Annotated in this window: 12 protein-coding genes; 5 read left to right on the top strand and 7 right to left on the bottom strand. The window is 44.2% G+C overall.

Annotated elements, in window-relative coordinates:
• Positions 1-160: 160 nt before the first annotated feature.
• Positions 161-1,291, top strand: coding sequence for a GGDEF domain-containing protein (locus BS19_RS07670; protein WP_038174430.1), 1,131 nt, complete (start codon positions 161-163; stop codon positions 1,289-1,291).
• Here the strand turns inward: BS19_RS07670 and BS19_RS07665 are convergent.
• The gene (locus BS19_RS07665; protein ID WP_038174429.1) at positions 1,277-1,759 is read right to left on the bottom strand and encodes a GNAT family N-acetyltransferase; all 483 of its coding nucleotides are present in this window, start codon (positions 1,757-1,759) and stop codon (positions 1,277-1,279) included. The genes BS19_RS07670 and BS19_RS07665 overlap by 15 nt on opposite strands.
• A 252-nt stretch (positions 1,760-2,011) precedes the next feature.
• Between BS19_RS07665 and pheS the strand changes: the two genes are divergently transcribed.
• Together pheS and pheT are read left to right on the top strand one after the other, a co-directional pair.
• Positions 2,012-2,995: a phenylalanine--tRNA ligase subunit alpha gene (gene pheS, locus BS19_RS07660; protein WP_038174427.1), complete on the top strand. Its 984-nt coding sequence runs from the start codon at positions 2,012-2,014 to the stop codon at positions 2,993-2,995.
• 18 nt (positions 2,996-3,013) lie between these two features.
• Positions 3,014-5,419 carry a phenylalanine--tRNA ligase subunit beta gene (gene pheT, locus BS19_RS07655; protein WP_038174426.1) on the top strand — a complete coding sequence of 802 codons (2,406 nt, stop codon included), beginning with the start codon at positions 3,014-3,016 and terminating at the stop codon, positions 5,417-5,419.
• Positions 5,420-5,497: 78 nt separating this feature from the next.
• Here the strand turns inward: pheT and BS19_RS07650 are convergent, their stop codons facing one another.
• From BS19_RS07650 to BS19_RS07625, 6 genes are all read right to left on the bottom strand, one after another.
• Positions 5,498-6,004 (bottom strand): DUF2165 family protein, encoded by a 507-nt coding sequence (locus tag BS19_RS07650; RefSeq protein ID WP_038174425.1) that lies wholly within the window; start codon positions 6,002-6,004, stop codon positions 5,498-5,500.
• Complete coding sequence (locus BS19_RS07645; RefSeq protein WP_038174424.1) at positions 6,001-6,726, bottom strand: metallophosphoesterase family protein; 726 nt, start codon at positions 6,724-6,726, stop codon at positions 6,001-6,003. Before BS19_RS07645 ends, BS19_RS07650 begins: the two co-directional genes overlap by 4 nt.
• Positions 6,704-7,336 (bottom strand): queuosine precursor transporter, encoded by a 633-nt coding sequence (locus BS19_RS07640; RefSeq protein ID WP_038174423.1) that lies wholly within the window; start codon positions 7,334-7,336, stop codon positions 6,704-6,706. The genes BS19_RS07645 and BS19_RS07640 overlap by 23 nt, the downstream gene beginning before the upstream one ends.
• Before the next feature lie 3 nt (positions 7,337-7,339).
• Positions 7,340-7,660 carry a hypothetical protein gene (locus BS19_RS07635; protein WP_038174422.1) on the bottom strand — a complete coding sequence of 107 codons (321 nt, stop codon included), beginning with the start codon at positions 7,658-7,660 and terminating at the stop codon, positions 7,340-7,342.
• Positions 7,647-8,153, bottom strand: a complete 507-nt coding sequence (locus BS19_RS07630) for a helix-turn-helix domain-containing protein (protein WP_038174421.1) — start codon at positions 8,151-8,153, stop codon at positions 7,647-7,649. Before BS19_RS07630 ends, BS19_RS07635 begins: the two co-directional genes overlap by 14 nt.
• A gap of 402 nt (positions 8,154-8,555) precedes the next feature.
• A complete protein-coding gene (locus BS19_RS07625; RefSeq protein ID WP_038174420.1) occupies positions 8,556-9,995 on the bottom strand; it encodes a sucrose-specific PTS transporter subunit IIBC in 1,440 nt (479 codons plus the stop codon).
• Between the two features lie 232 nt (positions 9,996-10,227).
• On the opposite strand from BS19_RS07625, the gene BS19_RS07620 reads away from it, so the two are divergent.
• Complete coding sequence (locus tag BS19_RS07620; RefSeq protein ID WP_038174418.1) at positions 10,228-11,217, top strand: LacI family DNA-binding transcriptional regulator; 990 nt, start codon at positions 10,228-10,230, stop codon at positions 11,215-11,217.
• A 155-nt stretch (positions 11,218-11,372) separates the two neighbouring features.
• Positions 11,373-13,010: a glycoside hydrolase family 32 protein gene (locus BS19_RS07615; RefSeq protein ID WP_038174417.1), complete on the top strand. Its 1,638-nt coding sequence runs from the start codon at positions 11,373-11,375 to the stop codon at positions 13,008-13,010.
• Positions 13,011-13,025 lie beyond the last annotated feature (15 nt).

Below are 13,025 nucleotides of genomic sequence, written 5' to 3'. Positions count from 1 at the left end.
GATCGATCAAGGTATGTGCATGGGGGCTGATCTAGCTCCCTATTATTTGCTTGATCACTTAGCAATCACTAATAATGCATGTAAAATCATTATTAAATTAATGGTAATTATACATTGCGACTATTTGACCTAGGTGGCAGTGAAATATGGACTGGGGTTAATGAATTCATTCGAGTGGGATAGTTGTTACGAGACGGGGTTAGATGATGTCGATGAGCAACACCAATATTTAGTAGAAGTGATCAATCGTTACGGTGGACTGATCGCGCAGAACAACATTTCTATGCATGATATCCGTATGGCGTTGTTTGAGATGTCCCGTTACGCCGAGTTCCACTTTAAGGAAGAAGAGAATTTAATGCGTGAAGTGGGTGTTTATCAAGGCCACATCGACGAACATATTCAAGTCCATCGTACTTTTATGGCTGATATTGTTAGCATGCAGGCGTTTATCAGCGAAGAAAATAAGAAATCGTCAGAACATTTATTAAATTTCCTGATTCATTGGTTGGCCTATCATATTCTCGGTATTGACCAGAATATGTCACGTCAAGTTAAGCAGATTAAGCAAGGTGTAGATGCGAAAGTTGCGTGGCAAAATGAACAGACCAAGCAAGACAAGTCGACAGAGCCTCTGCTTAAAGCGCTAAATGGTTTGTTTGAGCAAGTCTCGGAGCGCAATAAAGAGCTGTTAGAGCTTAACCAGAGCTTGGAAGACAAAGTGCTTGAGCGCACCAAGCAGTTATCAAAAGCCAATAAACAACTTGAAGAGCTATCACTGACGGACTCTCTCACTAAGTTGCCTAACAGACGTTGTGCGATTCGTAAACTTAAAGCTTATTGGACAGAGTCATTACACAGCAATGAACCACTTGTTTGTATCATGATCGATGCAGATTACTTTAAGCAGGTCAATGATAGCGCTGGTCACGATGCTGGTGACAAATTGCTCATCGATTTAGCTCAGACATTACAGCACTCGTTTCGCAGCGATGACTTAGTGTGCCGCTTAGGGGGTGATGAATTCTTTGTTATTTGCCCAAACACCGATTTACAAGGTGGGGCTCATATTGCGGAAATGACCCGAGATAAAGTCAATCAGATGTTAGTCCCCGTAGGAGACAGTGTGTGGCGCGGTAGCATCAGTGTGGGTGTAGCAGAGCGGTTGCCAGTGATGAAAAATTATAACGACCTTATCAAAGCGGCCGACAACGCCGTTTTTGAAGCTAAGGCTCAAGGTCGTAATAAAGTCGTATTAGCAGAGAACAACATCACCCTAGAGAATTTTTAGCATCCAAACATCGCAACGGCTGTGTTCAGTTCCATCGAGTGGTTTATCTAAGTGGTTAAAACCGAGCTTTTCGTATAACAGGATCGCTGATGCCATTGAGGTGAGTGTATCCAAATAGCATTGAACATAGCCCTGTTGCTTGGCGAAGTCTAAGCATTGCTCGGCGAGGGCTTTTCCCAACCCTAAACCACGACTTTGTGGTAGCAAGAACAGTTTTTTTAATTCACATGTTTGCTTGGATTGAGCAAATGGTGCAATGCCACATCCCCCGACGATGTTTCCGTTCAGTGTCGCGACTAAATAAAGACTTTTGTTATCTTGCGAGTAGTGTTGACTCATCGCGAGCACTTCAGGGTCGGAAGGGCCAAACCCTTCGCCTACTGCACCGAATTCTGCGCCAACGGCTTTAATAATTGCGCAGATCGCTTCGTCTTGCTGTGACTGGATCGGCTCTATGTTGACTGTCATTACTATTCCTTTTACAACGTATGAATACTGATTAACTTGGTGCAAAAAACATAATTATCAAGTGTTGAGGTGAAATTTTACCCAAAGGCGGTAAATAAGCTGATTTCAGTTTGGATTTGATCTTGTCATTCGTTACTATGTACAGCTATCTATAGACCAAAGATCCCCGTCGGGTAGTTGCTGTGAGCAACTTGCCCATAATGGACACTACCACTTATGCCTTGCATGTAGGTATAGGTAGATGAGGAAACGATGCAACATCTAGAAGAGATCATTGCTAACGCGAATGCTGCGATTCAAGCGGCCAGTTCGTTAGTCGCACTTGATGAAGTGCGTGTTCAGTATCTAGGTAAGAAAGGTGAGCTAACGACTCAACTTCAGAGCCTAGGTAAACTACCACCAGAAGAGCGCCGTGAAGCTGGTCAAGAGATCAATAAAGCGAAGGGTGTGGTTCAGCAAGCTATTGCTGCGCGTAAAGATGCACTACAGCGTGCAGAGCTTGAAGCGAAGCTAGCCGCAGAAACTATCGACGTTACTCTGCCAGGACGTCGTATCGAGAACGGTGGTCTGCACCCTGTTACTCGTACTGTTGAGCGAATTGAACAGTTCTTTGGTGAGTTAGGCTTTAACACTGAATCTGGTCCTGAGATTGAAGATGCATTTCACAATTTTGATGCACTAAATATCGCAGAAGATCACCCAGCACGTACTGATCACGACACCTTCTTCTTTAATCCAGATCTAATGCTACGTACACACACGTCTGGTGTTCAGATCCGTACGATGGAAAATGGCAAACCGCCATTTCGTTTTATCGCGCCGGGCCGTGTTTACCGTAACGACTACGACCAAACGCACACGCCAATGTTCCACCAAGTGGAAGGCATGCTGGTTGACGAAAACGTAAACTTTGCTCAGCTAAAAGGTATCCTGCACGACTTCCTATGTAACTTCTTTGAAGAAGAAGTTGAAGTTCGCTTCCGTCCTTCTTACTTCCCATTCACTGAGCCTTCAGCAGAAGTGGATGTAAAAGGTAAAAACGGCAAATGGCTTGAAGTTTTAGGTTGTGGCATGGTTCACCCGAACGTACTTCGCAGCGTAGGTATCGATCCTGAGAAATACTCTGGTTTTGCATTTGGTATGGGCGTTGAGCGCCTAACTATGCTTCGTTACGGCGTAAACGATCTTCGTGCGTTCTTCGAGAACGACCTTCGTTTCCTAAAACAGTTCAAGTAATCCAAGGGATACATCACTATGAAATTTAGCGAATCATGGCTTCGTGAGTGGGTAAACCCTGCGGTATCGACTGACGAGCTTACACACCAAATCACAATGGCGGGTCTAGAAGTAGACGACGTACTACCAGTTGCTGGCTCTTTCACTGGCGTTAAAGTTGGTAAAGTGGTTGAGTGTGGTCAACATCCAGATGCTGATAAACTGCGTGTAACAAAAGTAGATATCGGCGGCGAAGAACTTCTCGACATCGTTTGTGGCGCTTCTAACTGTCGTCTTGGCATTAAGGTTGCCGTTGCAACAGTGGGCGCGGTTCTTCCAGGTGACTTCAAAATTAAGAAAGCCAAACTACGTGGTCAACCATCTCACGGCATGCTGTGTTCATTCTCTGAGCTAGGTATCGACGTTGAATCTGATGGCATCATGGAGCTAGCACAAGACGCAGCAATCGGTACTGATTTCCGCGAATTCCTAGGTCTTGACGATGTCACCGTGGACGTAGACTTAACAGCGAACCGCGCGGACTGTTTTAGTATCCGTGGTATGGCGCGTGAAGTTGGCGTTCTAAACCGTGCTGACGTCACTGAGCCTGCGGTAAACGCAGTAGCACCAGCTATCGACGACACTGTTTCTATCGAAGTGAAAGCGACTGCAGCATGTCCACGTTACCTTGGTCGCGTGGTTAAGAACGTTAATGTACAAGCTGAAACACCACTTTGGATGCAAGAAAAACTGCGCCGCTGTGGTATTCGCTCTATCGACCCAGTGGTTGATATCACTAACTTTGTTCTTCTAGAGCAAGGCCAGCCAATGCACGCATTTGATCTTGCTAAGATTGAAGGCGGCATCGTGGTTCGTATGGCAGAGCAGGGCGAGAAGATCACTCTTCTAGACGGCAACGAAGCTGAGCTAAACGCAGATACTCTAGTTGTCGCTGACCACAATAAAGCACTGGCTATCGCCGGTATCTTTGGTGGTGAAGAGTCTGGTGTAACCTCTGAGACGAAAGACGTACTACTTGAGTGTGCATTCTTCGCCCCAGATCACATCCGTGGCCGCGCCCGTAGCTACGGTCTACACACGGATTCTTCAATGCGTTTTGAGCGTGGTGTCGATTTCGCCCTACAAACGAGCGCAATGGAGCGTGCAACAGAGCTTCTTGTTGAGATCTGTGGCGGTGAAGTAGCACCTGTTGTTGCAGTAGAGTCTGAAGCTGACCTACCAAAAGCAAACACAGTTGCGCTTCGTCGCACTAAGCTAGACAGCCTACTAGGTCACCACATTGCAGACAGCGATGTTGTTGAAATCCTAGAGCGTCTTGGCCTAACGGTTGAAACAACCGAGGCAGGTTGGACAGCGACTGCGCCAACATGGCGTTTTGACATTGCTATCGAGCAAGACCTCATTGAAGAAGTCGGTCGCATCTACGGTTACGATAACATTCCTAACCAAAGTCCAGCAGCTGCACTTAAGATGCATGACCACGTTGAAGCGAACATTCCGCTAAAACGCGTTCGCAACCTACTGGTTGACCGTGGTTATCAAGAAGCGATCACTTATAGCTTCGTTGAACCAGAGCAGCAAAAACTGGTTGTTCCAGGTGTTGAGCCACTAATCCTGCCATTCCCAATCTCTGCGGATATGTCAGCAATGCGCCTAGGCCTAATCCAAGGTCTATTAAACACTGTGGTTCACAACCAGAAACGTCAGCAGCCACGTGTTCGTCTATTCGAATACGGTCTACGTTTCATCCCTTGTGAGTCGGCTGAAAACGGTATGCGCCAAGAGCCTATGCTTGCGGGTGTTATCGCTGGTACTCGCAGCGAAGAGCACTGGGACATTGAAACCAACACAGTTGATTTCTTTGACCTTAAAGGCGACCTTGAGGCGGTTCTTGAGCTAACAGCAAACGAAGCGGCTTACTCATTTGCCGCACTTTCTGCTGAAGAAAAAGCGGCGAACCCTGCGCTTCATCCTGGTCAATCAGCGGCTATCATCGTTGATGGTAAGCAAGTTGGTGTGATCGGTACGGTTCACCCAGAGCTTGAGCGTAAGTTTGGTCTCAATGGCCGTACTATCGTGTTCGAAGTGGAATGGTCAGCAATCAACACTAAAGTGATTCCAGAAGCGGTACAGCTGTCTAAGTTCCCATCAAACCGTCGTGACATCGCAGTGGTTGTTGATGAAGCAGTTGCTTGTGGCGACATCGTTGCAGCGTGTCTTGAGCAAGGTGGCGAATTCCTAAAAGGCGCGAAACTGTTCGACGTTTACGTTGGTAAAGGCGTTGAAGACGGTAAGAAGAGCTTAGCGATCGCACTGACGTTACAGTCAGTTGAGCGTACGCTAGAAGATGCAGACATCGCTGGTGCGGTCGATGCTATTGTTGCTCACGTGTCTGAAAAATTTGGCGCTGCATTGCGCGACTAAGGTCACGCGATAAACGCACTGCTTTAGACTAAAAAACCTGCCAAATCGGCAGGTTTTTTTTATTGCAACATACTGTCTTTAGTCGTTGTTTGGCCTAGGCATTAAGACGTAAATCAAAGTCAATATGATGAAGATAGCAAAAGTATAGGCCTTCATTTGACCGTTCCACGAATTGGCCCACATAGAAAACCATTCTGCCCCGATCACGCCGAAACCGAAGTACCAAACACCCAGTGCGACAGTCGCTCCCAACACATAAAAAGCCTGACCTTTGGAAAACCCTACGCTTTCACGTTTGAAAAACATGATAACGGCACCGATTACACACAAAGCACCGGCTAAAAACTCAAGGGCGATAATCAAATGGTAAAACATAGAGTGAAGCGTTGGAGAGGTGATCGCACGTCCATACAAATTGTCACCGGTGAAGAATGACTTCATTTGATCCATCGCTAGAACATGTTCTACAAATTGGAAGTTGGTATTGTAGTCAATCATATTGTTATAGCTAACCAGTACGCAGAATAAACCCACATACATCGCGATGACGGCTTTTGAAATATCAAGAACCAAGTTTAACCTCATAGTACAACCTTATTTACAGTTATTGTTTGTTTTGAAAGCGTAATTTTGTTCATGCCGATATGATCATTTCTGTTGTATTGAGCAATTGAATGATCAAATCCATAAGAGGTCGCTGGTGCCATATATTGCGTTACCCCCTCTTTGGTACAGGTAATGTAGTCATGACCGTGACCACAAATCACGTCTGTGACACCTGAACGTTTAAGAATATTGAATATTTTGTGGTCGTTCTCCAAACAGATGGCTTGCATCCATTCGGAGCCAACACGGATGACCGGGTGATGAACAACAACAATCGGTTGCGTCATTTTACGGACCTGTTTTTTTAGATGGGCGATACCGCGGTTGTCGACCCTGCCTGAGCCAAGCGGGTGTCTTGAGTCGATGTTTTTATGACTTGAATCGAGGAAAATAAAGTTGCGCCCAGCAATTCGGCATTTATCGACGACTCGAATCAATGATCCTTTGAGCTCTGTTTTCATTAAAGCAAGGTCATCGTGGTTACCAGCGATTGCGAACACCTTTTTATTCTCGATTTGGCGGGCAATAAAAATCAGCAGCTTGTTGTAATCACCTGGCTTCGGATTACAACAGATATCGCCAGTCAACAATATCGTGTCACAAGTCTCATCCGCATTTGCGTGAATTAGTGCCTTGTTAAGGTTATAAAAACTAGACTCATCACTTAAATGACAATCGCTAATTTGAAACACAGTACTCATTTCGGTTCCTGATCAGGTTAATGACTAAGATGGTTGGTCCAAGCAATATAAGCTGTGCAACCAATTTTTTAATGCTGGCCCAAAACATGATATCGAAGAGTAGATTGCTATCTTTAACCCCCCAGAAAGCCAACAAGAGAAACAGATTCACATCGGCCAGCGCGACAAAAAACGTAGCCAGAGTGATTTTGGTGGCAACACTGTCAATTTTGAGAGAGTTAAATAGCACGCCAAACGAGAGCATAGAGACGAAGTAGGCGCAAAGTGATGCCAAGTAAACTCGGTAGTTACTAAGGTTGTAGACGAGATCAAAGCTCTGGTTGTAATTCGATTCCGCGTTGACACCCGGTAAGGTTGCCGCAATGTACATAAGGCTGATGAACGACAGATAAGCGAAATAGGCAAAAGTAATGCACTTGAAATAGACGTCAGGTGGACGCGTCGCCATAATCACAGAAGAGAACAGATAAACGAAAGGATAAGTAAAAAAACCAGCCGTAAGATGGATACCAAAGAACTCGACCGCTTTGGCAGAGGCCATATTCGACGCAGTTAGGAAGCAGAACAGCCCAAGAGTTGCAAGCATGGTCGATTTTTCTAGTACGTTCATTACTTATTGCTCCATTTGGCGATAAATAGCGACAAAATTTTCGTTACTGATTTTTAGCTTCTGCCTGATCGCAGGACGAAGTAGGCTTTTCATCGTTACCGTGACAGGAATATCTGAAATTTCCATTTCTATGGTCTTTTCCTTAATATTTATTGTATGAATACGTTTGTCTGAGATGAAATACTTGCCACGATGAAGCTTGATGTCGTGTTTATCGATGTGGGCGTGTCTAAACATCTCTTTATCAATAAAGCCAACTAATCCATCGATAGAATATAGTTGTGATTCTTTCTTTCTGATTTTAAATAATTTAAATTTTGACATTCTTAAGTTGCATTATTGGTTTGTCATTTTCGTGAATAATCCGATTTGAAGATATTAATATGACTTTATTGTCTTCTTTAATCGCTTTTCTTAATACAATACCATCTGATTCTGTGGTGCAAATATAGTGATTTTTGTTTTTCAAAGGTGAGACAAATTTTTCAAAAATCAGCTGGCTGCATTTGGGTAAATTATCAATTAAGTTATTGTTTGTAATGAATATATCAATATCATGACGTTGAGAAAGTGCGATGATTTCTGCGTTCAGGGTGTCAAAACGATGCGGGACTTCTGTTGCATCGGAGAGATCAGAAAAGGTGATGTTGTAGTAATCACAAATCTTTCCAACGGTTTCAATGGTGGGGTTATTGTTCTTGCCAGAATACAAACTGTAAAGGGTGCTATACTTTATGCCCATTTCCTGAGAAAGGAGTTTGATACCACCTGTGTCATGCTTACTTTCAGTTATAAGTTTTATTATCTTATCTATCATCTAATAGCCAATTAAACGTGACATGATTCATGGTTGTGTTTCATTAAAATAAATTTCTTTGATTTATTTTAATGTGATGTGTAAGTTTCTTTTGTATCCCGAGAATCTAAATGTTTTTGAACTAATAATCCATAGTTTTTAGTTAATTGATCGTATTAGATTTATTTTCTTAAGTCGGGGTTTAATTATATTCTTGTCAATTTATTGGTTTTAGTTGTACCAGTGACCCGCTCTTTAGCGGGTTTTTTTATTTATTTTCTTGTTAATTTGTTCTTGTTAATTGGTATCTGGCTCGATTTTGAGACTTTTACCTGAATCCGCGATGAACCAAAAAAAGCCCCACCAAAAGGTGGGGCAGGAGTCAAAACGATGTTTCGACGAGGGGGAAGTTTTTCTGTGCCGTTATGCAGTCGCCGCTTTACTCGCTTTCACTCGTTCACGAGCACCGAATACTAAGGTTAGGCCAAACGCGACAGCGAATGAAATCGCCATGCCAGCGACATAATAGGCAATTTTGTCTGGAGTTATGGAAATTACACCAGGTAGACCTGCTGCGCCGAGCGCTTGGGCTTTAACATTAAATAGGGTGATAAATGCACTCGCTGAAGCCGCGCCAATGATAGCGGCAATAAATGGATAACGAAGTTTTAAGTTAACCCCGAACATTGCAGGCTCAGTGATACCAAGTAGGGCAGTGACTCCGGAAGGCATTGCAATTCCTTTTAGTTTGGTGTCTTTGGTGGTGAAAGCAACCGCGAGAGCAGCAGCACCTTGAGCAACGTTCGACATAGCTGCAATCGGGAAGATAAACGTACCGCCCGTGACAGCGATATCAGCCAATAGCTGTGTTTCGATAGCAATAAAACTATGGTGCATACCAGTGATCACGAAAGGTGCGTAGATAAAACCAAACAGCGCACCACCGACAAAGCCTGCTGAGTCATACAACCAGCTCAAGCCGTCGCCAAGTAGGAAACCGATATCACGAGTAATAGGGCCTACAAGCGTAAAAGTGAGAAAACCGGCGATAAAAATTGCCAGCATTGGAGTAAGCAGGTTATCGAGCACAGAAGGGATAAACGTACGCAGACCATTTTCGACTTTCGCTAAGATGAAAGCAGAAACGAGTACTGGTAGAACCGAACCTTGATAACCGACTTTCTGGATCTCAAAACCGAAAATGTTCCAGGTTGGAATGGTGCCAGCAACGCTTGCGCCACCAAATCCCCAGCCATTAAGTAAGTCTGGGTGAACCATTAACATACCCAGTGCAGCCCCTAGGAATGGATTACCGCCAAATTTTTTACTGGCTGAGAACGCCAGTAGCACAGGCAAGTAGACAAAAGGTGCGTTTGCAAAAGTGTTAATCATACTTGCGAGGTCGGCTAGGCCAGGATTTGCCTCGATTAGCGATTGACCGTCAATAAATAAGCCTTGCGCGGTTAATAGGTTAAAGATACCCATTAACAGACCACCGGCAACGATCGCAGGAATGATAGGTACGAAAATATCAGACAGACCTTTCACCGCGCGTTGGACTATGTTTTGTTTTTGTGCTCCAGCGCTTGCGACATCGTTAGTCGACATGTCACTCATGCCAGTCAGCTTTGCCATTTCGGCGTGAACTTGATTGACGATGCCAGAACCAAAAATAATCTGATATTGACCTGCCACTTTAAATTGGCCTTTAACACCGTCTAGATCGCTGATCGCATCTTCATCGACAATACTGTCATCTTTAAGCGCAAGACGTAAACGTGTCGCACAGTGGGCAAGCGCTTGAAGGTTATCTTTACCTCCAAGCAGCGCTAGCAGCTCTTTTGCAATTATTGGATAGTTCATTCCAAACCCCAGTTGTTAGGTTTAATTATGTTAGATGATTAACGCTCTTATTTTGTTGGGAACGTTTGCAAGATTGATTTTTCGCCAATCTCGCTATTCAGTCAAAGAATAGTGGGAAATTATGTGAGATTGATCTGCTAATCTTTTTTGCTAAACCGTTTGAGCAAAGTGGATTTTGTTGAGGGATATGCTATTTTTGCAAACAATCCCAATAACTTATCATGAGTCTACTATGGCTAGTTTACACGATGTGGCTAAATTGGCAGGCGTGTCAAAATCGACCGTTTCTCGCGTTATCAACGATGAATATGGGGTTAAAAAGGCGACCAAAGTCAAAGTAATGAAGGCGGTAGAGGAAGTGGGCTATGTGGTCAACCAAGTTGCCAAGGATCTTAAATCACAAAAAACAAATTTGGTCGGAGTCATCGTTCCACGTGTTTCGTCGCACGCAACAGCGCAAGGTGTCGATGGCCTAAGTCGAATCTTTGAGTACGCTAACAAACAAGTGCTCCTCGCCAGCACTCAACAATCAGATGACAAAGAAATTCAATATATTCAATTATTTAATCAGAAGCGTGTTGAAGGAATTGTCTTATACGCAACGCATATTGACAAAGCATTAGTCAAAGCCATTAATCAATCTCAAGCCCCGGTCGTCTTGGTTGGCCAAGATGGGTCGTTGTTTAATATCCCCAGTATTGTCCATGATGACCTAAGGGTCGGTTTTGAAGCGGGTAATCGTTTGTTGGCGGCTGGATGTCGTCAGATTGGTTTTATTGGTGTCAACGACGAAGATTTAGCCGTCGATAAGCTTCGCTCTGAAGGCCTTAAACAAGCGTTAGAAATGGAAGGGAAGTGCGATCTACTATTCCATTGTCATGGTGAATTCAGTATCGAGTCGGGTTATGCCAATATGAGGCGTCTACTTGAAGATTACCCGCAAGTAGACGGTGTGTTTTGTGCCACAGATAGAATCGCGGTCGGGGCTATCAAAGCTCTCAAAGAAGCGGATATTGATGTTGGACAAGGCGTTAAAGTGTTGGGAGTGGGCAATGACGAGCTCGGTTACATCAACTCGCCAGGTCTTTCTACATTTAATTATGCCTTTGATAAAGCAGGAGAAAGTGCTGCTAAGATACTATTGGACCTCATTGATGGTACTCCTGCTGTGATGAGTAAAGTCGTTCTCACTTTCCAAAATATTAACCGCGAGACGTGCTGAGTACTCCTTTAATGTTGAGTAAAACCTGACCAATGTGTCAGGTTTTTTTTGTTGGTTTGATCGCGAGACTGAAGAGCAGGATGTGGTTTTAGCTTGTAGTTGAAAAACAGATAGAGTATTTTTGCAAACGTTCCCAATTTTTTAGGTGAGTGGCAATGTCTGTTGAACGATATATTTCTATCTGTGGTGGTATAAGCAATATTCAGCGCGTATTAGCGCCGCAAGACACATTGATTTTTACAGTGCGAGATTACCGCTTAGTTAGCGATAGTGAATCGATTGTATTACTTGAGAATGTATTAGGTGAGGATCAGGTCACTTTTATTCGGCCCAATACCGTTGGGGCTGATGAACTGTTATCGATCGGGCGTCTTATTGAATCTCAACAGCGAAAGCATTTGGCTCCTTGTTTACCAGCGCAGGCGTGCCCGTACCGACCTAACTGGCATGTTTCCCCACCACAAGGCCTCCTAAATGATCCGAATGGTTTTATCTACCATAATGGTGAGTACCATCTTTTCTACCAATGGTACCCATACGCGTGCGAGCACAAAGATAAACATTGGGTGCACTTAACCAGTTTAGATTTAGTTAATTGGCATTGGCAGTCAGTGGCGTTGACACCATCAGATTGGTTTGACTCTCATGGTGTTTTTTCCGGTCATGCGCTGAGTCACAATGGTGAACTGATGCTATTTTATACAGGCAATGTGCGTATTGGTCAGCAGAGAGAGCGACACACCACTCAATGTTTAGCTACATCAACCGATGGCCGTCAGTTTACGAAACTTGGTCCGGTGATTGATGCCCCTCCTTTAGGAGTTACGGCGCACATTCGCGATCCAAAAGTGCTACGAAACCATGACCAGTGGATGATGCTACTCGGTGCTCAAACCTCTGCACTCAATGGTCGTTTGGCCGTATATCGCTCAGATGACTTACATCAATGGCAGTTTGATGGCCTATATGGCGATGAGTTCGGGTCGTTTGGCTATATGTGGGAGTGTCCAGATATGTTCGAACTGGACGGGCAAACCATGGTTGTCATTGGTCCTCAAGGTATTGACTCTCCTTCAAAGCACCATCATGTTCCTCATCACAATGGCATTGCTAAGGCTAAGTGGGATAATGATACTCACTTTAGCCTGACGGAGTTTGAGCATCTCGATCATGGTTTTGATTTTTATGCACCTCAGACGTTATTGACGCCAGATGGACGACGTATAATGTGTGCCTGGATGGGGTTACCAGATGAAATTGACCAGCCGTCAGTAGAAAGTGGTTGGTTACACCAACTTACCGCAATGCGGGAGCTAACCTTAAAGCGAGGTAAGCTTATTCAATGGCCTGCAAAGGAGATAGAGCGATTATACCAACCAGCCCAAACGATTTTGCTCAGCGAGAAACGTCACCGATTAGTGAACAACGCATTTGATATGACCATTGAGCTAGAGTGGGGCGATAAACTTTGTCTGTTTGCCGGAGATAATCAACAGCTTACCCTCGAAGCACAAGTCAAAAGTCGGCTTTTAGTGTTAGATCGCTCGCAAACGTTAAACAGAACGGGTGACAAATTACGTGAATTGCATTTAGCCAGTGATCGTGTTCAACTGCGTATCTTGGCCGATACTTCATCAATAGAAGTGTTTGTCAACGAGGGAGAAGCGGTCATGACCTCGAGAGTATTTGTTGAACCATCTTCAACAGGGATTTCATTGATAGGTGTACCGAGAATCGCTCAAATTCGAGCTATCAATAAATCCACTGAGCCATTTTCTTTGCCAGTGGTGTGAATTTAAGAGGTAAAG

The sequence above is a fragment of the Vibrio pacinii DSM 19139 genome, from assembly GCF_000711795.1.
GTDB classification, from domain to species: Bacteria; Pseudomonadota; Gammaproteobacteria; order Enterobacterales; family Vibrionaceae; genus Vibrio; species Vibrio pacinii.
The sequence above is the reverse complement of the archived record's forward strand: the minus strand, read 5'-3'. Positions and strand labels throughout refer to the sequence as shown.

Coding starts and splice junctions, on each gene's coding strand:
- BS19_RS07615 (WP_038174417.1), top strand. CDS start 11,373: ATGTCTGTTGAACGATATATTTCTATCTGTGGTGGTATAAGCAATATT.
- pheT (WP_038174426.1), top strand. CDS start 3,014: ATGAAATTTAGCGAATCATGGCTTCGTGAGTGGGTAAACCCTGCGGTA.
- BS19_RS07640 (WP_038174423.1), bottom strand. CDS start 7,336: ATGAACGTACTAGAAAAATCGACCATGCTTGCAACTCTTGGGCTGTTC.
- BS19_RS07650 (WP_038174425.1), bottom strand. CDS start 6,004: ATGAGGTTAAACTTGGTTCTTGATATTTCAAAAGCCGTCATCGCGATG.
- BS19_RS07630 (WP_038174421.1), bottom strand. CDS start 8,153: ATGATAGATAAGATAATAAAACTTATAACTGAAAGTAAGCATGACACA.
- pheS (WP_038174427.1), top strand. CDS start 2,012: ATGCAACATCTAGAAGAGATCATTGCTAACGCGAATGCTGCGATTCAA.
- BS19_RS07670 (WP_038174430.1), top strand. CDS start 161: ATGAATTCATTCGAGTGGGATAGTTGTTACGAGACGGGGTTAGATGAT.
- BS19_RS07635 (WP_038174422.1), bottom strand. CDS start 7,660: ATGTCAAAATTTAAATTATTTAAAATCAGAAAGAAAGAATCACAACTA.
- BS19_RS07645 (WP_038174424.1), bottom strand. CDS start 6,726: ATGAGTACTGTGTTTCAAATTAGCGATTGTCATTTAAGTGATGAGTCT.
- BS19_RS07620 (WP_038174418.1), top strand. CDS start 10,228: ATGGCTAGTTTACACGATGTGGCTAAATTGGCAGGCGTGTCAAAATCG.
- BS19_RS07665 (WP_038174429.1), bottom strand. CDS start 1,759: ATGACAGTCAACATAGAGCCGATCCAGTCACAGCAAGACGAAGCGATC.
- BS19_RS07625 (WP_038174420.1), bottom strand. CDS start 9,995: ATGAACTATCCAATAATTGCAAAAGAGCTGCTAGCGCTGCTTGGAGGT.